Source organism: Sphingobium terrigena, from assembly GCF_003591655.1.
Taxonomy (GTDB): Bacteria; Pseudomonadota; Alphaproteobacteria; order Sphingomonadales; family Sphingomonadaceae; genus Sphingobium; species Sphingobium terrigena.
The window spans coordinates 1-23,180 of record NZ_QVRA01000033.1; the positions used below are offsets into that span (position 1 = coordinate 1).

22 protein-coding genes and 3 pseudogenes are annotated in these 23,180 nt (G+C 62.2%); 12 read left to right on the plus strand and 13 right to left on the minus strand.

Annotated features, from left to right (window positions below):
* Together D0Z70_RS21520 and D0Z70_RS25730 are read right to left on the minus strand one after the other, a co-directional pair.
* On the minus strand, positions 1-1,358 hold a 1,358-nt coding region (locus D0Z70_RS21520; RefSeq protein WP_182914070.1), incomplete at its 3' end, for a TonB-dependent receptor plug domain-containing protein.
* A gap of 502 nt (positions 1,359-1,860) precedes the next feature.
* On the minus strand, positions 1,861-2,961 hold the full coding sequence (locus D0Z70_RS25730) for an IS110 family RNA-guided transposase (protein ID WP_119749994.1): 1,101 nt from the start codon (positions 2,959-2,961) through the stop codon (positions 1,861-1,863).
* Positions 2,962-3,037: 76 nt separating this feature from the next.
* Here D0Z70_RS25730 and D0Z70_RS21530 point away from each other — a divergent pair.
* A pseudogene (locus D0Z70_RS21530) lies at positions 3,038-3,307 on the plus strand (transposase); the annotation flags it as partial.
* 197 nt (positions 3,308-3,504) lie between these two features.
* Here D0Z70_RS21530 and D0Z70_RS25560 read toward each other — a convergent pair.
* Positions 3,505-4,163 (minus strand): annotated as a pseudogene (locus tag D0Z70_RS25560) (transposase); the annotation flags it as partial.
* A gap of 84 nt (positions 4,164-4,247) precedes the next feature.
* Here D0Z70_RS25560 and D0Z70_RS24695 point away from each other — a divergent pair.
* Positions 4,248-4,406: pseudogene (locus D0Z70_RS24695) on the plus strand (IS630 family transposase); the annotation flags it as partial.
* Positions 4,407-4,454: 48 nt separating this feature from the next.
* Here the strand turns inward: D0Z70_RS24695 and D0Z70_RS21540 are convergent.
* From D0Z70_RS21540 to D0Z70_RS21585, 10 genes are all read right to left on the minus strand, one after another.
* On the minus strand, positions 4,455-5,027 hold the full coding sequence (locus tag D0Z70_RS21540; RefSeq protein WP_239019072.1) for a YgjV family protein: 573 nt from the start codon (positions 5,025-5,027) through the stop codon (positions 4,455-4,457).
* 125 nt (positions 5,028-5,152) lie between these two features.
* The gene (locus D0Z70_RS21545) at positions 5,153-5,545 is read right to left on the minus strand and encodes a copper-binding protein (RefSeq protein WP_182914071.1); all 393 of its coding nucleotides are present in this window, start codon (positions 5,543-5,545) and stop codon (positions 5,153-5,155) included.
* Positions 5,546-5,556: 11 nt separating this feature from the next.
* Complete coding sequence (locus D0Z70_RS21550) at positions 5,557-8,700, minus strand: efflux RND transporter permease subunit (RefSeq protein WP_119749996.1); 3,144 nt, start codon at positions 8,698-8,700, stop codon at positions 5,557-5,559.
* Positions 8,697-10,184: an efflux RND transporter periplasmic adaptor subunit gene (locus tag D0Z70_RS21555; protein ID WP_024018519.1), complete on the minus strand. Its 1,488-nt coding sequence runs from the start codon at positions 10,182-10,184 to the stop codon at positions 8,697-8,699. The genes D0Z70_RS21550 and D0Z70_RS21555 overlap by 4 nt, the downstream gene beginning before the upstream one ends.
* Positions 10,181-11,410, minus strand: coding sequence for a TolC family protein (locus tag D0Z70_RS21560; RefSeq protein ID WP_119749998.1), 1,230 nt, complete (start codon positions 11,408-11,410; stop codon positions 10,181-10,183). Before D0Z70_RS21560 ends, D0Z70_RS21555 begins: the two co-directional genes overlap by 4 nt.
* 128 nt (positions 11,411-11,538) lie before the next feature.
* Positions 11,539-11,820: a hypothetical protein gene (locus D0Z70_RS21565; RefSeq protein WP_024018517.1), complete on the minus strand. Its 282-nt coding sequence runs from the start codon at positions 11,818-11,820 to the stop codon at positions 11,539-11,541.
* A 103-nt stretch (positions 11,821-11,923) separates the two neighbouring features.
* Positions 11,924-12,142, minus strand: a complete 219-nt coding sequence (locus D0Z70_RS25565; RefSeq protein ID WP_239019073.1) for a hypothetical protein — start codon at positions 12,140-12,142, stop codon at positions 11,924-11,926.
* Positions 12,143-12,326: 184 nt separating this feature from the next.
* Positions 12,327-12,773, minus strand: a complete 447-nt coding sequence (locus D0Z70_RS21575; RefSeq protein ID WP_088181968.1) for a DUF411 domain-containing protein — start codon at positions 12,771-12,773, stop codon at positions 12,327-12,329.
* Between the two features lie 324 nt (positions 12,774-13,097).
* The gene (locus D0Z70_RS21580; RefSeq protein ID WP_024018514.1) at positions 13,098-15,782 is read right to left on the minus strand and encodes an NAD-dependent epimerase/dehydratase family protein; all 2,685 of its coding nucleotides are present in this window, start codon (positions 15,780-15,782) and stop codon (positions 13,098-13,100) included.
* A 127-nt stretch (positions 15,783-15,909) separates the two neighbouring features.
* A complete protein-coding gene (locus D0Z70_RS21585; protein ID WP_037529695.1) occupies positions 15,910-16,467 on the minus strand; it encodes a DUF305 domain-containing protein in 558 nt (185 codons plus the stop codon).
* Between the two features lie 645 nt (positions 16,468-17,112).
* On the opposite strand from D0Z70_RS21585, the gene D0Z70_RS21595 reads away from it, so the two are divergent.
* From D0Z70_RS21595 to D0Z70_RS21640, 10 genes are all read left to right on the plus strand, one after another.
* Positions 17,113-17,472 (plus strand): hypothetical protein, encoded by a 360-nt coding sequence (locus D0Z70_RS21595; protein ID WP_024018512.1) that lies wholly within the window; start codon positions 17,113-17,115, stop codon positions 17,470-17,472.
* Between the two features lie 135 nt (positions 17,473-17,607).
* A complete protein-coding gene (locus D0Z70_RS21600; protein WP_024018511.1) occupies positions 17,608-17,970 on the plus strand; it encodes a hypothetical protein in 363 nt (120 codons plus the stop codon).
* A gap of 174 nt (positions 17,971-18,144) precedes the next feature.
* Positions 18,145-18,624 (plus strand): MerR family transcriptional regulator, encoded by a 480-nt coding sequence (locus D0Z70_RS21605; protein ID WP_082679233.1) that lies wholly within the window; start codon positions 18,145-18,147, stop codon positions 18,622-18,624.
* A gap of 2 nt (positions 18,625-18,626) precedes the next feature.
* Positions 18,627-18,842 carry a hypothetical protein gene (locus D0Z70_RS21610; protein WP_024018509.1) on the plus strand — a complete coding sequence of 72 codons (216 nt, stop codon included), beginning with the start codon at positions 18,627-18,629 and terminating at the stop codon, positions 18,840-18,842.
* Between the two features lie 86 nt (positions 18,843-18,928).
* Positions 18,929-19,267, plus strand: a complete 339-nt coding sequence (locus tag D0Z70_RS21615) for a hypothetical protein (RefSeq protein ID WP_024018508.1) — start codon at positions 18,929-18,931, stop codon at positions 19,265-19,267.
* A 102-nt stretch (positions 19,268-19,369) separates the two neighbouring features.
* The gene (locus D0Z70_RS21620) at positions 19,370-19,834 is read left to right on the plus strand and encodes a heavy metal-responsive transcriptional regulator (RefSeq protein ID WP_024018507.1); all 465 of its coding nucleotides are present in this window, start codon (positions 19,370-19,372) and stop codon (positions 19,832-19,834) included.
* A complete protein-coding gene (locus D0Z70_RS21625) occupies positions 19,831-20,295 on the plus strand; it encodes a hypothetical protein (protein ID WP_031308715.1) in 465 nt (154 codons plus the stop codon). Before D0Z70_RS21620 ends, D0Z70_RS21625 begins: the two co-directional genes overlap by 4 nt.
* Positions 20,295-20,666 carry a DUF1622 domain-containing protein gene (locus D0Z70_RS21630; protein WP_024018505.1) on the plus strand — a complete coding sequence of 124 codons (372 nt, stop codon included), beginning with the start codon at positions 20,295-20,297 and terminating at the stop codon, positions 20,664-20,666. Before D0Z70_RS21625 ends, D0Z70_RS21630 begins: the two co-directional genes overlap by 1 nt.
* Before the next feature lie 140 nt (positions 20,667-20,806).
* Positions 20,807-21,187 (plus strand): hypothetical protein, encoded by a 381-nt coding sequence (locus D0Z70_RS21635; protein WP_024018504.1) that lies wholly within the window; start codon positions 20,807-20,809, stop codon positions 21,185-21,187.
* A gap of 12 nt (positions 21,188-21,199) precedes the next feature.
* Positions 21,200-23,179 (plus strand): FAD-binding oxidoreductase, encoded by a 1,980-nt coding sequence (locus tag D0Z70_RS21640; RefSeq protein ID WP_024018503.1) that lies wholly within the window; start codon positions 21,200-21,202, stop codon positions 23,177-23,179.
* Position 23,180: the final 1 nt, after the last annotated feature.

Sequence of the window (23,180 nt, forward strand, 5' to 3'; positions counted from 1 at the left end):
ACGCCGCCGATGACATCGACATGTTCGCCGATCGAGATCTGGTCCTGCACATAGAAGGCCGTGGCGTCGGCATTTGTCCGGATAGACCGGTAGCCGGTGTTGGCGGTGGTGCGCAGCGTGACTAGCGGCACCGTGATTTGGTCAGCCAATGCCACAAAGACGCGCCGCCCTCCATTGACGATATCACCACTTCCGAAAAAGCCATTGATCCGCTGGTTGCGCGTGCGCTGATCGCTATATTCGAAGCCGGCGAGCAGCACGTGGCGGACGGGGCCGGTGGTGACGGTCCAGACGAGATCGTTCTGGTTGAGCAGGTTCTTGCGCGTCGTGGGATCGCTATATGCCTCGAGGCCGACGCTCTGGACGGCGTCGCGCGGGGTGGCCGGGGTTACCGCAAAGGCGTTCCGATAGAGCTTGTCATAATCTCCGTAGAGGACCCGACTGGTTACGGTCAGGTTGTCGCTAAACCGATGCTCGATGCGCCCGCTCAGGACCTTAGCCTCGAAATCGCTGACGTTGAATCCCGGCACACCAAAAAAGGTATCGCGAAAACCGGCAAGGGGGCGTGACGGGCTCGTCAGAGAGCCTTGCGTAGCCGAGGGAACGCCTCGATCGATCGTGCGCTTGTCATTGTTGTATTCGAAGCCCAGGTCGATCCGTGTGGTGCCGCCTAGCGATACGGCAAAGGTCGGATTGATCGCGAGCCGGCGTCCGTCGTAGAAGTCCCGGTTGCTGTTGAACTCCTCATAGACGGCGTTCAGTCGAGCCGAGGCGGACTGGCTGATCGGTTGGTTGATGTCGGTGTCGATATACCATGCGCCATATGTATCCGCCGAACCGCTGCTACTGATGAAGGCGTTGGCACCGGGGCGCTTGGTGACGCGGTTGACGATCCCACCCCCACCACCGCGCCCGAAGATCATTGCGTTGGGACCTTTCAGGACCTCGATCCGCTCTGCGTTGTAGAGGCCGCGGTAATATTGCACGTCGTCACGCAGGCCATCGACAAAGAAGTCCGCGGTGCTGTTGTTGCCGCGCAGAATGATCTGATCGCGGTGACCCTCACCCTGAGATATCACCGCGCCGGGGACATAGCGAAGCACGTCGGCGATCGAGCGCATAGCTTGATCGTCAATCTGCGCCTCGGTGATGATCGATGCCGCCTGTGGAACGTCCTTGAGACTGGTCGGAGTGCGGGTGGCGGTGCTGGTCGCATCGACCTGGTAGCCGTCCCGGACGCCGGTGACGATGATTGTTTGGCGGGCATCCGTCGTCGGGGGAGCTGGCTGATCCTGGGCCGCTGCGGGCACGGCCATTAATCCAAGGCCTAACGCGCCGCTCAATGTACTTTTTTTCATTTCACCCCCCTTGCGAATCGTTCTCAATGTGTGCGCCGCCCTATAATATATGCAACTGCTTCGCAATAGTAATGCGTACTCGAAAGTTGCAGTTGCATTTCAAGGAAACACCGACACTCCAAAAGAAACTCGCGACGACGAGCTATTCCTTTCTGCCATCGGCACCCTAGCAAAAGGGCAGCGTGGAAAACAGCTACGGTCGCATACGGCGCTTCCTGCCGTCTGAGAGACCTCTGTGGTTGCCGCCCGTGAGGCAAGAAGTTTCTGAACCGGTGAACAGGTGATCGAGCGCGGTCTTCTGTCAGGCCTTTGATTGCAGCGTTTTCCAGAAGACGCTGGCCGGTATGGTGATCCGCGGATCAGGTCCAAATCTGATTCACGAGCTCGAAGCTCGGGACTCTTAACTGGTTTTCCTGATCCAGATCTGTTCGATCATTTTGCCCATTCGGGTCGTCGCCTTCTCACTCCCCCTTGCCAGCTGGGGCCTTGCGCAGCCTTTCTATCAGGCGGCGATTGCCGTTGCCGGGGTTCGATAATCTTCCTGTTTCGTCAACATCGCCCAGATCATCCGGGCCATCTTGTTGGCCAAGGCGATTGCCACCAGCATCCGTGGCTTGCGCGCCAGCATGCGGGCTAGCCACGGTGTTTCTGGGATCGATTTTCGGCCCATCCAGTTCAATCGCGACATTGCGCCCATGATAAGCAGCTGCCGAATGTCGCTTTGCCCAGCCTTGGAGACACGGCCATGACGTGTCTTGCCTCCGCTCGAATGCTGTTTCGGCACCAATCCCAGCCAAGCGGTGAAGTCCCTGCCGCATTTGAAGCTCTCCATTGGCGGGGCAAACGCTTCGACCGCCAAAGCCGGCATCGGCCCCACTCCGGGCATGGTCTGTAGCCTTCGGGCCATGTCTGCTTGTCCTGCCAGGTCCTTGATCCGGCGGTCGCTTGTCGCAATCCGCACGGTCATTGCTTCGATCTGCTCCAGCAAATCGCGGCATTCAATCCGGGCAATCTCAGGCAGATCACTGTTGGACTCGGTGATGATCGCGGCGATCCGGGGCAAATTATTGACGCCTTGCGGCACCACATGACCGAGCTCGTAAAGAAAAGCGCGCAGCATGTTGACCAGTTCGGTGCGCTGTTGAACTAGCCGGGTCAGTTCGGATCCTGCCACACCCCGCCGCCGCAGCCTCGGACTGCTTTCCCTCACGGTTTTCAACGCCCGGTCGATCGTCGCTGCGCTCATCTGCAACAACTTCGCCTTGATCGCAGGTTCCAGGTCAAGATGGCCATGGCCTTCCATGGCCTCAATCAGGATCGGTATGAGTGGCCGCAACCGCTTACCGCAGAGGCGGTCGCTCGCTTCCCACAATAGGATCAGCGCGGTTCGCACCGCCTCGGTATAAATCCTGCGCTCGGGACGCGCCGTCTGCCGCGACGGCGCCTTCCCTCGCAAAATCCGCATCGCATGCTTGCGGTGCAATCCTGTGACTGCGACGAACTCGTCGAGAACCTTGCCCTTGCTCGTTCGATCAGCCGCGCGATACCGCTCGCCAACCGCTTCAACCAATTCTCTCCGCGTCGCCATGCTCACCTTCCTCATCGTTTACTCCCTGCCACCGTCGGGAGCATTTTAGATGAGGCAACTGGACAACAATCGGGAGCAATTCAGGCGAGGCAATGCGCTGGCTGTTCAGTTCGTCACGCTTCTTGGCGGCAAGGACGTATCCGCGCTCGATAAATGGCTCGAACAGGCAACTGACAGTGAACTTAGCAGCTTTGCGGGCGGCATCACACGGGACATTGATGCAGTCAGGGGCGGGATCACGACCCGTTGGACGACGAGCCCGGTCGAAGGTCAGATCAGTAGAGTCAAAGCCATAAAGCGGCAGATGTACGGACGAGCAAACTACCAACTCCTGCGACAGCGAGTGTTGCTGGCCGCCTGATCATCGATCAGGCCTCCAAAGGCTTCCTCGAGCAGACTGCACCAAAGATGCGGAAGAACCCCTGATCGTCGCGCAACACAAATTTGACGAACTTCTGAATCGGGCTCTGAAACGGACCTGGCGTTGCTATTGGATAGGGAAATCCAGGCCGTTGCTGATCGCTTCAACGGTACACCTCACAAGCCCCTGAACTATCGCCGCAGCAAATAGGGGTAATTCTTGTGTCCGGGCGCTGGCCCTTCGACAAGTTTGTCTGTGGAAAATGGTGTATTCACGAGGTGCCTGAGCGGGGTGGCCACCCCGCTCAGGCGGCGGATGTGAAGCCGTTCGACAGGCTGACGACCGATCGCAATGCCCTCCTGCCGGAGAAGATCGCGCAGCATCCGACCGCCGGCGAATGGGAACTCCATATGCAGCTCGTCGATCCGCCGCATGATGGCCAGATCGTTAGCCGACACCGGCTTGGGCAGGTAATAAATGCGGCCGCGACTGATCTCCAGCTCCCGGGCCTGCCGTCCTAACGGCAAAGCGTGCGAACGATCGATCATCGCTTTGTGCTCGGCAATAGTCCCGCCTTCCCGAGCCCCTGACAAAAAATTGTTCACCAGCGTCAGTTCGCCAATCTTGGCGTGGAGCGTCTTCAGGTCAATCGTCGACTCCATCTCCTCGCTCCGCGTCTCACTGCCAAATACACCGGCAGCCCCTTCCAGAAGCTGACCACGCCACTGCGTGATCTGATTAGGGTGAACGTCAAACTGCTGCGCCAGTTCAGGCAGCGTCTTTCGCCCTTAACGGCGGCCAATGCCACCTTTGCCTTGAAAGCTGGGCTGTGCTTCTGGCGGGGTCGTTTGCTCATCTCTACTCCTGTCACGCGGCCCCCATGGCCGCCAGGCAGAAAATCCACTTATCGCACTGTGCAGTTTTGTTCGGCCACCTCTATCCGATCAAAATGGCCTTTTCCAAACTCAAGGCAATCCTGCGCAAGGCTGCCGCACGAACTGTTGCCGACCTGTGGGATGCGATCCGCGACGTCCTGCCGCGCTTCACCCCAATGGAATGCGCCAACTACTTCTCTACCGCCGGATATGAACAAGAGTGATCGGATTCTGCTCTAGCGCTGTTCGCGAGGCGACTGAGCGCCCAATGTCTAGACTGCTCTCCCCTGAGCAAATATTCCGGCGGGCGTCTCGACGGCACCGCTGGGCGTAGGGCTGAATGGAAACGTTCTCCAGCGGCGCACCATTAGCCTCAACAAATTTGCAAGGTTTGACGACAACGATACCGCATCTGTTCCCAACGCGAACATGGCTCCAACGATCAAATTATGGGCGAGCCAAAATGGAGCCCCCACGAGGAACAGACCCTTCATACGCGTCGTCGATGTCTGCAAGCGGGCCAGACTACCCAGCGAACTGCCGGTCAACGCCAGCGCGGATGGTATTCCGTGCCATGTTATGACCGATAGGAAGGACAACACAATGAGGCTGGCCCCATAGAGTCGCACGACGACATAGCGGTCACGCACCGATGCCGAGACGAGGAGTTGCGCGCAAGAAATGAGGCATGCCACCGCCGCAGTGGGCGATCCCAACATTAAAAAATACACCGCAAACGCGGCAGCACCCACGCTCTGAATTTTTACGACTGTCCTGTAGTCGCTGAAGAACGGCCAGATAATGACGCAAAAAAGCGCCACGCAACCGAAGGCGGTGGCAATCACGACTGCCACCGCTCGGTTCTTCCAATTTTGATCTGCGTTTCGCGCTCAACCTGTGATTTTCTCATGGCTGAAGCGTGAAGGAACGAGGTTAATTAGCCTTTAATGGGCCTTATAAAATCCCCTGCTTAAGGCTTCTTTTGGATCGCTGTTACCTCACCGGCGCTGCCCACAAGCGTGACATCAAAATCGACCTTGTCGCCCACCTTCGCCGCGTCGGATATCGCAGGCGCGGCCTTGAACGCCATGGTCATTGCCGGCCAGTTGGCTTCCGGGATCGGGCCATGGTCGAGCGTGATCGTGCCAGCGGTCTTGTCGATCGCGGTGACCGTGCCATGACCCTTGGCCATGATCGGCGCAGTGGCAGCTGGTGCCATCGCCATATTGCCCATGTCACCGCTCATGGCGGCGGCGGGCGCCGCCTGGTTGGTCTCGGCCGCAACCGGCGTTTCCGCTTTCTTACCGCACGCAGCGGTCAAGGCGGCGAGGCCGAGGGCAATAGTCAGTCGTGCATGCTTCATGGTCTTCTCCTTCATGAAATAAGAGGTTGAGGTGTGGGCTTGCTCTTCGGCCGCCGGAGCAGAAGATAGGCCGCAGGAAGTACGAACATGGACAGGAGCGGCGCGGTGAGCATGCCGCCGATCATCGGCGCGGCGATCCGGCTCATCACTTCCGAGCCCGCGCCAGATCCCAATAGGATCGGCAGCAGGCCGGCGAGGATAACCGCGACCGTCATCGCCTTAGGCCGGACGCGGAGCAGCGCACCTTCGCGCACCGCAGCCTCGACCTGAGTAGCATCGGGACCGGCGCCGCGTTCTTCCAGTGCGTTCTTGAGGTAGATCAGCATCACCACGCCGAACTCGGCCGAAACGCCGGCGAGCGCGATAAACCCGACGCCGGTCGCGACCGATTGGTTGAAACCTAGCAAATAGAGAATCCAGATGCCCCCTGTGAGCGCGAACGGCAGCGTGCCCATGATCAGCGCGGCTTCATCGAACCGGCCGAAGATCATGTAGAGCAGCACAAAGATGATCAGCAGCGTTGCAGGCACAACCAGCTTCAGCTTGTCGACCGCACGCTCGAGATATTCGAACTGGCCGGAATAGGCGATGCTGACGCCCGGCGAGAGCTTGACCTGCTTCGCCACCGCGCGCTGGAGATCGCCGACGACGGAGGCGAGATCGCGCCCGCGAACATCGACATAGACCCAGGTGGAGGGGCGCGCATTTTCGGTCTTGAGCATCGGCGGCCCTTCAGCGATCGATATGTTCGCGACCGTGCCGAGCGTGATCTGCTGCCCCGATGGCGTCAGGACCGGGAGCGTGCGGAGGCCTTCCAGGCTGTCGCGCACCTCGCGCGGGTAGCGCACGCTGATCGGGTAGCGGGCTAGGCCTTCGACCGTTTCGCCAATCGTCTCGCCCCCGATCGCACCCGAAACGATCGCCTGCACATCGGTGATGTTGAGCCCGAACCTGGCGGCGGAAGCCCGATCGATGTCGACATCGACATAGCGCCCACCGGTCAGCCGCTCGGCCAGCGCCGAACTGACGCCGGGCACGGTCTTCGCCACCGTCTCGACATCATGGGCGATCCGGTCGAGCTGGACGAGATCGGACCCCGACACCTTGACCCCGATCGGGCTCTTTATGCCGGTCGCCAGCATATCGATGCGGTTGCGGATTGGCGGAACCCAGACATTGGCGAGGCCGGGGAGTTTCACCGTACGATCCAGTTCTTCAACAAGCTTGTCGGGTGTCATCCCCGCCCGCCATTGGTCGCGGGGTTTGAACTGAATGGTCGTCTCGAACATCTCCAGCGGCGCCGGATCGGTGGCGGTCTCGGCGCGTCCGGCTTTGCCGAATACGCTCTCGACTTCGGGCACGGTCTTGATCAACCGGTCGGTCTGCTGGAGCAGTTGCGACGCTTTCGCCGCCGACAACCCGGGCAGTGCTGACGGCATGTAAAGCAGGTCGCCTTCGTCCATATTGGGCATGAACTCACCGCCGAGGTGGGTGAGCGGCCAGGCCGTGGTCGCGAACACCAGAGCCGCGATAAGCAGTACCGTCTTGGGCCGCCGCATCGTCCAGTCGATTGCGGGCCGGTAGATGTTGGTGAGCCAGCGGTTGACCGGGTTGGATTGCTCGGGCGGGATCTTCCCGCGGATCAGCAGACCCATCAGGATCGGCACCAAGGTCACCGATAGGATCGCCGCCGACGCCATCGCGTAGGTCTTGGTGAAAGCGAGCGGCGCGAACAGCCGCCCTTCCTGTCCTTCGAGTGTAAACACGGGAATGAAGGAGAGCGTGATGATCAGCAGGCTGAAGAACAGGGCGGGGCCAACCTCTGCGGCGGCTTCGGTGATGACAATCCAGCGCATCTCGCCCTCGAGATGCTTGCCCGGATGATCCTGTTCCCAGTGCTCGATCTTCTTGTGGGCATTCTCGATCATGACGACGGCCGCATCGACCATCGCGCCGATCGCGATGGCGATGCCGCCCAAGGACATGATGTTGGCATTCACCCCCTGGAAGCGCATCACGACGAACGCCGCCAGCACCCCCAGCGGAAGAGTGAGGATCGCGACCAGCGCTGAACGGACGTGCCAGAGGAACAGGCCGCAGACGATGGCGACGACGATGAACTCTTCGACCAGCTTGTGGGTGAGATTCTCGACTGCGCGATCAATGAGCTGCGAACGATCGTAGACCGTCACCACCTCGACGCCGGGTGGCAGGCTCTTTTTCAGTTCGGTGAGCTTGTCCTTGACTCCGGCGATCGTTTCGCGCGCGTTCTTGCCCGAACGCAGGATCACCACGCCACCGGCGACCTCGCCTTCGCCGTTCAGCTCGGCGATGCCGCGTCGCATCTCCGGGCCGATCTGGATGGTGGCGACATCGCCCAACCGCACGGGCACGCCACCGGCGCCGGTCCTGAGCGGAATCGCCCGGAAATCGTCGAGCGTCTTCAGATAGCCCGAGGCGCGAACCATATATTCGGCTTCGGCCATCTCCAGCACCGAGCCGCCCGCTTCCTGATTGGCTTGGCTGATCGCCTGGACCGCTTGCTGATGGGTGATCCCATAAGCGGCCAGCTTCACCGGATCGAGCAGCACCTGATACTGCTTGACCATGCCGCCCATGCTGGCCACCTCAGCGACGCCGGTCACGGTCTTCAGCTCGTAGCGCAGGAACCAGTCCTGAATCCCGCGGAGCTGCGACAGGTCGTGGCGGGCGGTGCGGTCGACCAGCGCATATTCATAGACCCAGCCAACCCCGGTGGCGTCCGGTCCCAGCGCGCTGCGGGCGCTTGCCGGCAGCCGCCCCTGCACCTGATTGAGATATTCCAGCACGCGGCTCCGGGCCCAGTAGAGATCTGTGCCGTCCTCGAAGATCACATAGACGAAGCTGTCGCCGAAGAAGGAATAGCCGCGCACCGTCTTCGCGCCGGGAACCGACAACATGGTCGTGGTCAGCGGATAGGTGACCTGGTTCTCGACGATCTGCGGCGCTTGGCCGGGGTAGCTGGTGCGGATGATGACCTGCGTGTCGGAGAGATCGGGGAGCGCGTCGATCGCGGTCGATCGCACCGCCCAGACGCCCACGCCAATGAGCGCCAGTACGCCGATCAGAACGAAGAAGCGGTTCCTGACCGACCAGCGGATGAGATGGGCGATCACTGGCCAGCTACCTTCGCCATGCGACGCACCGTCGGCCCAGCCGGAGGTTGATCGAATCCGAAACGGACCCGATCGCCGGTCTTGAGGCCGCGCGCGACCTTAGGATCGGGAAGCTGGAAGGTCATCGTCATCGCTGGCCAGCCGATAGCCGGCACCGGCTCGTGACTCAGTGTTACCGTATTGGCGGTGATCTGCTCGATCTTGCCGACAGTCTCGTAGAGTCTGCCGATAACGGCGGGATTGGCGGCTATGGGCGCGCCACCCCCGATCGGCCGCGCCTGGACTCCGGACAGGCTCGCCTCGGAGTCTATCAGGAACTGGCCCGACGCCACGATCTTCTCACCCTCGCCCAGGCCCGCCAGGATCTCAGTCTGGCCCCCGGATTCCCGCCCGGTCTGGACCTCAGCCGGCCGATAGCGGCCCTTGTCGAGCGCGAGCATCACCAATGTCCGCTTGCCGGTACGGATCAGCGCTTCGGAGGGCACCAGCAGCGCCGGTTGCGTGACTCCGCCAAACGACACGGTGGCGAACATGCCGGGACGCAGGCGTCCGCTGCGGTTGGGCAACTCAATCCGGACGGTCAGCGTCCGGCTGTCGGCTTGCGTCTGCGGCAGGATCGCTGAAACGCGGCCTGACAAGATCTCGCCGGGAAATGCCGCGAGTGTCGCCCGCACGGTTTGCCCGGGTTTGAGCGGTCCGGCGATCGCCTCGGGCACGGCGGCATTGAGCCAGACAGTGCCGAGACCATTCACCTCTGCGAGCGTCTGTCCTGCCGTCAGTGTCATGCCGGCCCGCACGCCCAATGTTTTGACAACGCCGCCGATCGGCGTGGAGATCGTGATGACATTGTGCGGACGGCCGCCGCGCTCGACCGACGCGATGGTGCCAGACGGCATGCCAAGCAGCATGAGTCGCTGGCGGGCCGCCTGGGTCAGTGCTGCGTTGCCGGTGCGGCGCACCGCGAGAAACTCGGCCTGCGCCCCGCCCCACTCCGGCACCAGGATATCGGCGAGCGGCGCCCCCGCGCCGACCACGTCACCCGGCGCGCGACCATAGACTCGCTGCACGAAGCCCCCGGCGCGTGCCTGGACGACCGCGACATCGCGTTGGTTGAAGTCGATTGTGCCGGTCGCGGTGAGGCTGCTAGCCAGCTCGCCGCGTTGCACCGTGGCGATCCGCAGACCGAGCGCCTGCGAGGCGGAAGCGTCGACCGAAATGCCCGGCACCTGCGCGCTTGCTCCGCCCTCGTCCGCATACCGAGGGATCGTCTGCATCCCCATGGATGAGAGACCGGGGCCCTCATGGTGCTCGGCCGGTATCATCGGATCGTACCAATAAAGAATTTTGCGCGCTGCCGGCTTTACGGCCCCACCATCTTTTGTGCCCTGGAAGCCCGCTAGAGCGAACCCGAGACCGCCGGCAGCAAGCGCAAGAGCAGCAGCTGCGCCAAAGAGCCACCCGCGGGCTATCATAACCTGGCTCATCGATTTTCGCTCCGGTAGGTGAGTGTCAGCCGCGCACCGTCCGCGGTGACCAGGGCTTCACGATCAAGAGTCGTGATGGTGGCATCGGCCAGCGCGGCATAGGCGTCGGCGATATCGACGAGACTGGCACGACCAGCCGCATAACTGGCGGTTTCCAATTTCACGCGCTGCTCAGCGAGCGGTTGCAGTGTGCTCTGCGCACGCATCCATTGCTCATGGTGCATGACATGGTCGGCGATATCCGCATCAAGGTCGGCGGCGAGCGCGCGCCGCGAGGCCTCGCGTTCAGCCAGCACTCGTCCGGCATTTGCCTGGGCTGCCGCGATCCCGGCATTCTGGCGACTGCGCGTGAAGAACGGCAGGCTGACTGTCACACCGGCCGAGACATAGTCGCCGAACCGGGGATCGCGGCGCTGGTAGGCCAGGTTGACACCAAAATCGGAACGCCGGCCGGCATCGGCTACGCGCACATCGGCATCCGCCTGCCCGGCCTGGGCATCGATCATCTGGATGGTGGGGTGGCGGTCGAGTCCTGCGCGCAGACCCGCTGCGTCGACCGCAAAATCGGGGATCGGTCCGGCGATCTCCGGCGCGGGGTCTCCGGTCCAGCGGGTTAGCGTCGCGCGTGCCCGCGCCACGTTCGAGACGAGTTCACTGCGGCGATCCTGCATCGCGGCGACGGCTTGGCGCCCTGCAAGGGTCTGCGCCGGGCGCGCGCCTCCCGATGCGACCGCACCTGGCGTCGTTCCCACCACACGCTCGAGACCGGACAGAATATCGTCGAGCACGGCGAGCCTGCGCTCGGCATAGGCCAAGTTGATCCAGGCTAGCGCGGTGCCAACCTCGACCGTGCGCGCCTGGACTGCGGTATCAGCCTCGGCCGCCTTTATGTCGCTGTCGGCGCGCGCCTGTTGCGCATGGCGCTTGGCGAGATTGGGAATGTCCTGGGACACGCCGACCCGCGCCATGCTGAAATTGTCGCGCTGCGGCTCGAACGCGAGCGGTCCCGATACCGGGAAACTGTCGATCCCAACTGCAAGCGTCGGATCAGGCAGGGCGCCGGCCGCGCCGCGCACGGAACGGGCGGCGTTGGCACCGAGCGCCTTCGCCTTGAGCGACGGCGCTTCCTGCCGGGCGCGCTGGAGGGCCGCGTCGAAGGTGAGCGGCTCGGCGAAGGCAATGCCGGGGATTGCCGCTAACAGCGGCATACACAAAAATAATCGCATGGAGATCTCCTGATCGGAGGTTCAGGCAAGCGTGGCACACCAGGCATGTCAGTGGCGGCAGGAAGGGGTATCCCGCCGCCACTGCTGGCCTAGCCGTCTATGCGACCTGAAGCGGCCAGAACCTGCTGCTAGCCAGCCGAGGCGCCGGACGGAGACATCATGCCATGCATCTCCTTCATACAATCCGCGGAGCTCATCTTCATCATGTCGCAGTCGCAGTTGGCCATCTTCGCGGTATCAGGCACCCAGACGCGCCGCTGAGCCGGTCCCGTGGCGCGCGGGCCATATTGGGGAACCGACTTCCACTCATAATGACCGGATTGTTGGCTGTGGTCGGGCTGGCCGGCGAATGCGGCGGCAGGCGCGGCAAGGGCTACGCCCAGCAGGGCGTAGAAAACACGGTTTTTCATGACTGTAATCCTTTGGCAAATCATCGTGGTAGCCGCAGATCGGACAGGATGTTTGAGTGCGCGATAGGCGCACCGATCCTGTCAGCCTGACGGCTGTGGTCGATCAGCCAAGGATAGTCGGTGGTTCAGGCTCGGGGGTCAGATCACTGCCATGCAGGGTCGACGTCGTGGTCCAGAATGCCATAGCTCCGTGAGCCACCGGCGATGCCGGGACGCGCGGCGCGTCGCGCAGAACCATCGGAACGACACAGCCCATTGATGCGACGCAGTCGAGCGTCAGCCCCTTGCAGGGCTTGCCCGAGGGCTGTTGTTTCTGAGCCATCGCATTCATGCAATCTGCGCTCATTCCCGAAATCGCCATCGGCGCGGAAACCGGGGCCGGGTTAGAGGCATAGGCCGCCGCTTGGCCCATGAGGCCAACCAAGGCTCCCAGCAGGAGGAAGAGATGCAGTACCCGTTTCACAGCCGTTACTTCTTACACCCGTCCTTATCGTAGAACAACGACATCATCGTCCGCCATGACGCGCAAAGACATGCTGTCCACCTGGACCGAAGGCGACGACATTATAGGGGTCCACGTGTTGCCCCGGGACTTCCATCCCCGGCGAGCCCATCGGCATCCCGGCAACCGCAAGTCCACGCACGCCGCGCGGCTTCTGGGCAAGGACGCGCTTCATGTCGGTAATCGGGACATGACCCTCGAATGCCATGCCGTCTACAATCGCTGTATGGCAGGATGACAGGCCCGAAGGAACGCCTTGGGTCCGCTGGAAGCTGGAGCGCTGGCGATCGTCGATGATGGTTACTTGGCGCCCGAACTGCTTACGCACCTGCGCCGCCCACTGCGCGCAGCAGCCACAGCCCGGATCGCGGTGAACCACGATAGGCGTCGCCGCCGCGCTGGCGACAGACACCGATGCGGGGATCAACGATAATGCGAGTTTCAGTTTCATATCATCCTTCACCGCACTCACTCATCAAGGCGACTGTTCATATTACGCACGAGTACCGCTTACCCCTCAAAAATGGCAGACGGTCGACGGATGACCATGGCGATCACGAACCGGCGTTTGTGAATGGGCAAACCAGGGTCTTTGCGGACCTCTCGCACTCGCGTCGATTTATGCAGTCGAAAAGCATTATTGCACCCGAGCAGGCCGCATTTCACATCTCAGCGACCCGGTCGCACGGCCGTAAGTTGACCGTTCGGAGTCCCGCATTCCCAACAGACGTGACGTATCTTTTCCTGTTCAATTCCACGTCGAGCAGAGCGACCCTCAGATCACATATTTGTCCCAGCTCGCATAATGTTCAGCGCTGCGCTTGCCGCGCGGAAGGCTGAGACCGACGAGGGCGAGCCCTATGATCACCGAAACGATCGTTCCCAGGTGGCCGGCCCCCGTCAGCAGGAAAGGGGCAGCAACCAGCCAGGCGCCGAGCGCGCCATTGATGAAGCGCACGGCGCGGGCAACTTCGGCGGTGGCGATGATCGCGACGGTGATGACCAGGGCACCAATGACATGGTCGCTGTTCGCCATGGCGCCCTCATTGCCCAGTGTCACCCGCGTGAGCATGAGGAATGCGCCGAGCGCGATACTGACCGCCAGCGTCCACGGCAGGGTCAGCCCCCGCTTTGCATCGGCCCAAAATGCGGCAGGCGACGACATCAGGTCGGAGGCGTCCTCACTGCCGGCCTCGCTCGCGTCGCCCTGGAAGAAGGTGCGAATCAGCGGCTTGCCGCGGCATTTCGCCCACACAAGGAACTGACCCATGGCGATGACCTCGTCGAGCGCGAAAGGGATCATGATCAGCATGGCGAGGGCGGCGATCAGCGCCAGCGTGCTCCAGGTGCCAATGACGATGGGCTGGCTGATGATGAAATAGATGCTGACCACGCCGAGTGGAATGACCAGGATGCCGAAGAAGGTCACCATCCACGGCATCGTGCGCCAGCGGTCGCGGGTGCCCATCACCGCCATCAGGATCTCGAGCACGTAGCTGATGGTGCCGAGACCGCCGTCGGGAATCGGCCACGCCTTTGACATGTTAGACGTGATGATCTCCTCGGTACCATTGCGCGGATCGCTCAACGAGCCGACAAAGAAGGGTTCCCAGACGCTATCGATGTGGCCCAGTTGGTATGCCGTCAGGATGCGCGAGGTAAGAAGACCTATCAGACCCATCACGACGATCGGCAGCCGCTGGGCATCGGTAGACGGGGAATAGGTCCAGCCGGGTGGGATGTTCTTGGGGTCCATCATCCCTGCCATGCTCATACCCGGCATCATCGGCACGAGCACCGACAGCGCGATCACAGCCGAGCCGATGAGCAAATCGTTGTTGTACTGCGCCGCGCTCGGGCTCCAAAAGATCAACGGCGCGAACAGCAGCCAGATCCCAACGAATGCGACCGCCCACTGAGCCCACGTCTTGGTGCGTGGTACAAGCGACAGCGCACCGAACAGCGCGATGGCAAGCCCGCTGACAAGATCGCTTACGGCCAGCGCGCTTGCACGCCACTCGATCGACGGCAGACCGCGATCGACCGTTACGAACCGCGCCGCCTCACCGACGCGCTGCGCGGTCATGGAGTCGTAGATGAGCGGGCTCGAGGCGAGCCACAGACCGAGGCCGATGTTGGCGTAGAGCGCCCAGCGCGCACGGCGCTCGTCGCGGTCCATCATGGCCATGTGATCGCCATGTGCACCGTGGCTGGACATCGCCATGTCCCCAGCCCCGTGCCCCACAGCGGCATGATCCATGTTGCCATGGTCCTTAGCTCCGTGCTCCATGCCGGGCATCGCGCCGGCTGCCGCTTCAGGCGGGTTATGGTCCAGCTCGGCCGGCTTCGGATCGGACTTGTCGTTCCAGGCGACGAGGTTTTCGTTGAGCTTGTTGTTCCGGTACCAGGCGCGCGGGTGGCGCTTCAACGCCGCAACGATCGTCGGAAGCGTTTCGCGAAGACTGTGCTTCGGCTCCCATCCAAGTAGCGACCGTGCGCGCGAGATATCGAGAATGTAGTGGTCGTTGCTGCTGTCGATCATCCAGGGCTGGATGAAATCGTCGTCGCCGAGTGCCTCGTTCTGAAGAACGATACCAGCCTTCGCGAGCGGCTGCGGGATGCGGATCGTCTTCCAGCCCTCGCCGTGGAGCGCCTCGCCGACGATGTCCTGGATTTCGGCGTAGCCGGGGGCATCGGGTTCGCCGATGAGCAGGGGCAGTTCAGACGGAAGATCGTGCCGCCGATCGACCAGGCGCACCACGGCTTCCGCCAGGTCATCGCGGTGCACCGATGATTGCGCCGCGCACAGCATGCCAGGATAGAAATGCGAGATCAGGCGGTGCTCGTAGATCTGCGATATCTGCTGTGCGAGGAACGCTGAGCGTCCCTCGTCGGCATAGACTCCTGCGGGTCGCAGGTAGACGACGGGTATCCGTCCGTGACGCTCGTGCAGCAGCGCCTCTGTGTCGACTTTGGACTGCGGGTACGCCCAGGAGGCACCGATCGGCGATTCCTCGTTGATGCGCTCCTGCGGAGTGGCGGTCGGTTTATGGACCAGCATCGTGCTGGCGAAGACGAATTGCTCGACATCGAACGACTGGAGTCCGTCGATCAGCCGCCGTGTCCCTTGGACGGTTACCTTGTCGTAGAGCGGATTGGGATCGCCAGAAATGTCATAATACGCGGCGAGATGAATGACGGAAGCAATGCGGTTGCCGTATCGCGCGCGAACCTCCTCGAGCGCAGCGTGAACCGCTTCATCCGAGCCGACATCAATGTCGATAGCGGCGGCGGGCGGTGGTGGCTCGGGCGGACCGGCGCGATCGAGACCGACGACCGTGTAGCGCTCGCCGAGCCGGGCGATCAGGGCCGCGGCGATAAAACCGCTCGCTCCGGTGACGAGGACGATCTCAGAAGCGCCTTTGGCGCCACTCGGACCGCTGCGCTCGATGTCGGTCATACTTCCACCATCCTGCTTCTTTCGCGAAGAGCGTCGATCGCTGGATATTTGAGCAAGATGCGCATGACGAAGCCTTTCCGACAGTACCCGATCATGTGCCCATCCTGTTTACTTCGAAGAACACACCTCAGGAAATCGGCTTTCGTGTATCTATTCCGGTGCTTTCGTCGGTTTGCGGTGGCGGGGGCGACGCACCGCGATCGCGATAGGAGGGCAGGTCCGGAGCGCCATCCGGCGCCGGGTTAGCTTGCAGGCGCGCGATCATCTGTTTCATTTGGGCGATCTCGCGTACCTGCGCGTCGATGATGCCATCGGCCAGCTTTCGAACCTCGGGGTCCTTGATGTGCGCGCGCTCGCTGGTCATGATCGCAATCGAGTGGTGCGGGATCATCGCCTTCATGTAGGAGACGTCGTCGACCGTTTCCTGGCTCCGCACCAGCCAAAGCGCTAAACCAAAAATGGCAGCGCTACCGAGCAGGATGCCGATATTGAGGCGGGTGTTCTTGTACATGCCCCACATGAAACTGAGCATGATCACCGCCATGACCGCGCCCATGACGAGCGCCATCCAGGTGCGCGTCTGGCTGAACTGGACATGGCTCAGCGCATAGGTGTTGAGATACATCAGCCCGAACATCACGACCGTAGACGTCGCAATCATCGCCACGAACCGGCCATAGCCCATGCCTATGCCCATGCCATTCTTCTTGTCTTCCATTGACCGACTCCGTCCTACCTCTAGGCTCCTCACCCTCCTCGGCTGCCAAGGGGGCATGCCTGCAACTCACTTCATACCCAAAGGGATCCAAGATCACCTGGAGTATGACCGGGAGGATGGACATTCAACTTTGATCATAGCCGGGTTTCCGCTGCGCCGTACCTCTGCATTGTTCAGCCAGGCTCTTGGGCGGCGACGCTTAACCGGCCAAGTTCTGAGGGCGCCCTGATGTCGACCGGCTTTGTCGCTATCAATTCCTTGAGCGGCCCGAGCAGCTATGATGATCCTGTTGCATACTGCGGGCGTGAGTGATTTGATCCTTGTACCGCCCGACGGCACCCTGGACCGCGAGAATCGCCCTAATTTACAGGCCATCGAGTACGCGTACCCCTTATCGCCAGAGCACAACCCGCTAGTAGCGGGAGCGTATCAAAAGATGCGATTAGTGCGACGACGTTTTGGCACGGGGTTTGCCCGGAGCTTTGATGGGGCTTCGTAACATTACGCATATTGAGTCGGGAGCCGGGTCCATAGTCTTGGTGGCGAAGAAAGGTTCTTCACCGCCAGTTTTCCTCGGCGGGTCTTGTAAACTCAGCCAAGGAGGCTTCCACCATGTTGCTCAAGAAGAAGATCACCATCGCGCTTGCAGGCCTCGCCGTGCTCGGCGCCGCGCCTACCTACGCCCAGGGCATCGGCCACAGCTTTTTCATGCGTGGATCGATCGTCGGCAAGGACACGACCGGAACGGTCGTTTGTGTGGGTAAGGCCGACGGCGCGACCGTAGGCCAGGTCCTCGAGGTCTACCGTGTGGAAAGCACACCTGGACCTTCGAAGACCCCCGGCGCGGGCTTCCGGCGCGTGGCCGTCGGGCACGTCAAGATCGATCACATTTTCGATGACCATTTCGCGCATGTGAGCATCGCCGACGGCACGCCGAAGGTCCACGACATCGTCGAACTCCGCAGGAAATAAGTCGGCAGCGGGGACGGCGACCGCCGTCCCCACCATCAACGCCACCTCGCTGCAGAACGAGACCGGCACGATCGCTCGCAACCAAGCGACGAACACCGGCCTGGGTGCACGAGACATGAATTGAAAGGAATCGAGATGCGCTTCAAGAAGTCAATATCGATGGCCATGGCGAGTATCGCCCTCGCCGGCGCGGTCCCCGCTCTGGCGACCGGCATCGGCCACAGCTTTTTTATGCGTGGATCGATCATCGGCAAGGACACGACCGGAACGATCGTGTGTGTCGGCAAAGCAGATGGCGCGACAGTCGGACAGGTGCTTGACGTCTATCGCGTGAAGACGCTGCCCGGCTCCGGCTACAAAGGAAGCGGCCCCGCTTATCGCCGAGACCTCATCGGCCACGTCAGGGTCGATCATATATTTGACGACCATTTTGCGCATGTGAGCGTCGCCGACGGCGCTCCCGCAGTTCACGACATCGTCGAGCTCCGCAAGAAATAAGGGCGTGCCGGGGAGGGGCTTGCCGCTCCCCATGATGCCTGATGGCGGCCGCAAGCGACGAAAAGTCGCGCGGCCTTTGAGCGGACAGGAGAGCGGCGATGATCGACCGACGTCCAAATATTTCTCTTGACCCTGGACCTAGGTCCAAGCGGCACTGTGCCTCCGAGACTTGCCATGTCACGGCTTAGAATCGGTGAGCTGGCCGAGGCTGCCGGCGTTCGAAAGGACACCATACGTTATTATGAGCGCACCGGCCTGCTCCCCGCTCCGCAACGGACCAGTGCAGGATACCGCGTCTATCATCCTGCAGACGTCGAACGCATCAAGTTCGTTCGCGCTGCACAGGGGCTCGGTTACACCCTCACCGAAACGCACGCGCTCCTGCTGGTGCGGGCCGGAGACGCCCTCGCCGGGTCGGATATCCTCGCCGTCACGCGGGTCAAACTGCGCGAAGCACTGGTCAGGGTGGAACAGCTCAAGCTTATCGAAACAGGCCTTGAGCAGCTGGGTGAAGCGCCCTCGCACGAAGCCGAAAGCGACCCTTGCCCGATCCTCTTTCTGGTTCGGGACGGGCGGCTGTCTCAATTGGCCGCAGATCAGCCAGAACAAATGTCCGTGGGAGAGGACCACACCACCTGCACAGGGAAGGACTGAACATGAAATACTCTATCTCGCTGGGATTGCTACCACTGGCGCTGCTCGGCGCTTGCGCGACCCTTCCGCCGACTAGCGCGCAGATCGCGAGCTGCAAGGCCATGGAAGACAATATGGGTCTCGCGACGCCCCATGATCACAACGAGATGAAGGGACAGGGGCGCAACCCGATGAATCTCTCGCACGATCGCTGCCTGCAGATTCTCAAGCAGCAATGACACCCTGATCTGTCGGTCGAGCACGCTTATCAAGCTCGTCCGACGGGATTTGCGTTCGACCGCTCACTCTCATTCGGAGACACATCATGAAGACTCACCTCACGAATACGTCCGGGAAGATCGTCTCGGGGCTCACAGCCCTTGCGCTTCTCGGAACGCTTGCTGCGTGCGGCAAGAAGACGGACGGCACGCAAAACCAGGCTGCCTCCAATGCCTCTGCAAGCGCGCCCGGCGCTCTTGAAAACGACACCGCCGCCGCCACGGACTCTGTCGGGACCGACAACACGGCGGCCGATATGGATGAGCGCCACCGTCAGGATATGGACCACAGCGACATGCGCCGGGGTGGGCCGATGATGCCCAATGGCGCCCCGCCTACGAGCACGCCCGACAACAGTCAGTCCGCCCCGATGAAGGATATGTAAGCCGAGCAGGCTGAAAACCCCGGCACTGCCCGACCTGAGCAAGACCAATTCGAAGGAATAATGCCGCGACCTTTCGAATGGTCGCGGCAACGGAGACGCGCCATGACATATTTCACGATCGGAAAGCTGTCGCGTGCGCTCGGCATCCGTCCCGATACCATCCGCTATTACGAGCGCAACGGTCTGCTTCCTCCGCCCGCCCGGTCTTCTGCCGGTTACCGCACCTATGGCGACGCCGATCTCGAGCGCGTGCGGTTCATTCGCAAGGGGCAGCAGCTGGGTTTCACGCTTCGCGAAATCGGAAGCCTGCTCGATTTGCGCGCGTCCGACACCGCGACAACCGCCGATGTCCTGGCCATCACCGAGAGCAAGATAAATGAAGCGACCACCCGTATCGATGATCTGACCCGCATCAAGACCGCCCTGTCCGCCCTGTCCGCCCAATGCTCGATCGACATTCCCATCGCGGATTGCCCGATCCTCGCGCATCTCGCGAGCATTCCCAGGGGAAGCCCACCTGGCGACGGCGACCCTCATGCCGCCCGCGCAGTGAAGGCGTCCATATGAGACCTGTTTTGCAGCGTTTGGGTTTACTGCTGCTTTGGGCAAGTCGGCGCCAAGCGCGCGCGCTCCTCAGCCGAGCAAGTTTAGCCTTGGCTGTTATCGCTGCGGTTGGCGGCCTGGCCCAGCCTTCTGTTGCCGAGCATCTGCCCGGTCAGCATTTGGGCTCGAAGACGGATCTCATCGGTATCTGGTCATTCGACGCCCGGTCCGGGTGCAAGACCGGTACAGCCTGGGAGTTCCGGGCGGATGGATCTTATAATGAGATCAGTTTGCCCGACCGTGCACCGCAGGCCACCGGGACGTGGTACGAACGCGGTGACATCATCTTTTATTCCCTGGCGCGGCCAGAGACAGTCGCCCCGGGGCGGCCTGACAAACGCATGGTGATCATCGAACGCGAACCCGATCGCCTCGTCGCATTGGGAGGTCGCAGAGTTCGCCACGTGATGCACAGGTGTCCGTGATGACCGAGAGCCTCATTGTGGAGGGCATCCACTGGATCACGCGTGCCATCGAAGTCACCGGGACGGCGATCATCGTCGTGGGCGCCGGTTCTTCGCTGATCAGATTCCTGCAGCAATCCCTGAAAGGTCCGATCGACCAACATGTCGTCGGCAACTTCAGGTCGAGCCTCGGTGAAGCCATTCTTCTCGGACTCGAATTCCTGGTTGCGGCCGACATCATCAACACTATCGCGATCCAGCCAACGCTTAGCAGTCTCGCGGTCCTTGCCGGCATTGTGCTGATACGAACCTTCCTGAGTTTCTCGCTAGAGGTCGAGATCAAGGGTCGTTGGCCCTGGCAGCGGGCGACGGGAACCCCGCGCGATGATTGAGCATCGGCGCCGGCTCCGGGCGCCCGGGCGACAACGCCGGGGAAACAGGAAACTACGTATATTGGCGAAAATCGATTTGTGGTCCCTCGGGGCCGTTGCCAGCCGGATGTTCGGCCGGTCATAGCAATGGAGTATTGATCATGATCATGACGCGTTCTTCCCGCTTGCGCGCGCTCGCCCTAGGGGGTGCAATCGTGCTGTCGCCCGCCATCGCCTCGGCCCAGGGGCAAACCACCGGCCATCCGTCGACCCAGTCTGCGCCCTCCGCCAACGGGTCGATGCCGGCAGGCGGCATGGAGAAGCACGACGCGATGCCAGGCATGGCCGGCATGCCGATGCAGGACGACAAGATGCCTGCGGCCATGCCTCCGATGGCAAAGAAGGCCGGATGCTGCGGCATGAAGAAGATGCCGATGGCCAAGCACAAGGCAGCCCCGCACCGCCGCCATGCGAAACCCGCCACCGCGAAGCCGGCGCCGATGCCCGCGGACAAGCCGATGCCCATGAAGGATGACATGTAAGGAAGTCCTCAGGTGACGCGCCCTCACAACAACATCACCGGCCTCAAGCTATCGCGGGCTTTGAGGACGAGCGGTATCGCACTCGCGCTGGCGATGATCTCCGGATCACCGCCAGCGTCGGCGCAGATGGCCGAGTCAGAGCACGCGTCGCATCATCCAGCGGGCGGAGCCGCCGCGCCAGCGGCGATGCCAGCGGGCAACGTGATGGGGGCAGCAGCTCCGGCCGCGGCGAAAGCTGCCGATCCCATGGCGGCGATGATGAAAGGGATGATGGTGCCGTCGCCGGGTACCAAAATGGGCGCGGGACCGGCGGGATGCTGTGGAAACGGCGGCGCCAAACCCTTCTACCCCTCGCTGATGGACTGGCCCGTCCTGACCGATGAGGCACGACGGACGGTACGCGCCGCGGCTCTCGCCCGCCTGGGGTCGGGCGCCGAGGTCCTGACCGCGGAGCAAGCCCGGCTTCACCACGCTCTCATGTCGAACGACACGAAAGGAGCCCAGGATGCGATCAGGGGCGCCCGCGAAGGCCTCGCACTCGCGGACAGCGGAGCAGGCGCGCTCAGGGGCCTCGAAGAGGGCCGCCCTCCCCGGCAGATTGCCCTGAGCTGGTTCAAGACCCAGTCGGGTTTTGCCGTCAGCGACCAGATGGCATACGGAAACGAGCTGGCGGGCCTTTCCTGGTGGCACCTGATCGCGATGGCGCTGCTGGCGGCGGCTCTGGTTGCGGCGCTGCTACTCCGATGGGCGCGGCTGCGCCGCATCGCAAGCTTGGTGGAGCGGCTCGCACCAGGCGGGGCTACACCACCGGCCAGTCCGGCCACCTCTCCGGCCCCGGCCCCCATCGTGCCGGCGCCCGCTGCTCCTGCAGGCGCAGCTACGCCCGGCAGCGCCACGCCGGCAGCGCCGCGCCTGTGGAAAGGCGTCCTGCGGATCACCGCGATCTTCGACGAGACCCCGAGCGTCAAGACGTTCCGGCTCATGGAACCGAACCGCGGGCCGATGCCGTTCACGTTCCTGCCCGGCCAATATGCCTCGATCACCTCGGAGATCGAAGGCCAGAAGGTCCGACGATCCTACACGATCTCGTCGTCGCCCACACAGCGCGACTATATCGAGCTCACGATCAAGCGCGAACAATATGGGCTGGAATCGCGCCATCTCCATGATCATGCCGCTACGGGCGACCTTCTCGAGATTGCGGCGCCCGCGGGCCGGTTCTTCTTCACCGGCAAGGAAGCCGAGGGGATCGTCCTGATCGCCGGCGGAGTCGGCATCACACCGATGATGAGTGTGCTGCGCAGCCTGACGGACCGCTCCTATGAACACGACATCTACCTCCTCTACGGTGTCAACACGCCGACGGATCTGATCTTTCGCGAGGAATGCGACTATCTGGCGCGGCGCCACCACAAGCTTCACATCGTCTCCATCGTCGCAAAGCCCGAAGGGACCGACTGGGCCGGGCCTTCCGGTTATTTGACGGCCGATTTCATCGCCGCTTCCGTTCCCGAAATCGCCAGCAGGCGCGTTCACCTGTGCGGCCCGCCGCCGATGATGGACGCGGTGAAGGCGGCGCTTGCGCAGCTCAAGGTGCCGGCGGAGCAGGTAAAGACGGAGGAATTCGCGCCCCCCAAGGGCGGACCCGTCCTTGAAGATGAACCGGCGGAGACCGCGACCGACAGCTCGGCATCGGCCGCCCCGCAGACGCCGCCCGCCATTCCTTCCGCGCAGGCGACGATCGCTTTTTCGAAGTCCGGCAAAAGCGGTGCACTCGCACCCGATCAGTCCGTGCTCGAGGCGGCGGAGGCCATTGGCGTGGCCATCGACTATGAATGCAGGGTCGGCATCTGCGGAAGGTGCAAGGTCCCGCTGCGGCAGGGCCAAGTGACGATGGAAGTGGAAGACGCTCTCGCCGCCGACGAGAAGGCCGACGGTATCATCCTCGCCTGCCAGGCAAAATCGGTGGGCGATCTCGTGGTGGACGCTTGAG

Coding starts and splice junctions, on each gene's coding strand:
- D0Z70_RS21575 (WP_088181968.1), bottom strand. CDS start 12,773: ATGAAACTGAAACTCGCATTATCGTTGATCCCCGCATCGGTGTCTGTC.
- D0Z70_RS21565 (WP_024018517.1), bottom strand. CDS start 11,820: ATGAAAAACCGTGTTTTCTACGCCCTGCTGGGCGTAGCCCTTGCCGCG.
- D0Z70_RS21625 (WP_031308715.1), top strand. CDS start 19,831: ATGAGACCTGTTTTGCAGCGTTTGGGTTTACTGCTGCTTTGGGCAAGT.
- D0Z70_RS21585 (WP_037529695.1), bottom strand. CDS start 16,467: ATGGGCTATGGCCGGTTCGTGGCGATGATTGCGACGTCTACGGTCGTG.
- D0Z70_RS21605 (WP_082679233.1), top strand. CDS start 18,145: ATGTCACGGCTTAGAATCGGTGAGCTGGCCGAGGCTGCCGGCGTTCGA.
- D0Z70_RS21635 (WP_024018504.1), top strand. CDS start 20,807: ATGATCATGACGCGTTCTTCCCGCTTGCGCGCGCTCGCCCTAGGGGGT.
- D0Z70_RS21595 (WP_024018512.1), top strand. CDS start 17,113: ATGTTGCTCAAGAAGAAGATCACCATCGCGCTTGCAGGCCTCGCCGTG.
- D0Z70_RS21600 (WP_024018511.1), top strand. CDS start 17,608: ATGCGCTTCAAGAAGTCAATATCGATGGCCATGGCGAGTATCGCCCTC.
- D0Z70_RS25565 (WP_239019073.1), bottom strand. CDS start 12,142: ATGGCTCAGAAACAACAGCCCTCGGGCAAGCCCTGCAAGGGGCTGACG.
- D0Z70_RS21620 (WP_024018507.1), top strand. CDS start 19,370: ATGACATATTTCACGATCGGAAAGCTGTCGCGTGCGCTCGGCATCCGT.
- D0Z70_RS21630 (WP_024018505.1), top strand. CDS start 20,295: ATGACCGAGAGCCTCATTGTGGAGGGCATCCACTGGATCACGCGTGCC.
- D0Z70_RS25730 (WP_119749994.1), bottom strand. CDS start 2,961: ATGAGGAAGGTGAGCATGGCGACGCGGAGAGAATTGGTTGAAGCGGTT.
- D0Z70_RS21545 (WP_182914071.1), bottom strand. CDS start 5,545: ATGAAGCATGCACGACTGACTATTGCCCTCGGCCTCGCCGCCTTGACC.
- D0Z70_RS21560 (WP_119749998.1), bottom strand. CDS start 11,410: ATGCGATTATTTTTGTGTATGCCGCTGTTAGCGGCAATCCCCGGCATT.
- D0Z70_RS21615 (WP_024018508.1), top strand. CDS start 18,929: ATGAAGACTCACCTCACGAATACGTCCGGGAAGATCGTCTCGGGGCTC.
- D0Z70_RS21580 (WP_024018514.1), bottom strand. CDS start 15,782: ATGACCGACATCGAGCGCAGCGGTCCGAGTGGCGCCAAAGGCGCTTCT.
- D0Z70_RS21555 (WP_024018519.1), bottom strand. CDS start 10,184: ATGAGCCAGGTTATGATAGCCCGCGGGTGGCTCTTTGGCGCAGCTGCT.
- D0Z70_RS21610 (WP_024018509.1), top strand. CDS start 18,627: ATGAAATACTCTATCTCGCTGGGATTGCTACCACTGGCGCTGCTCGGC.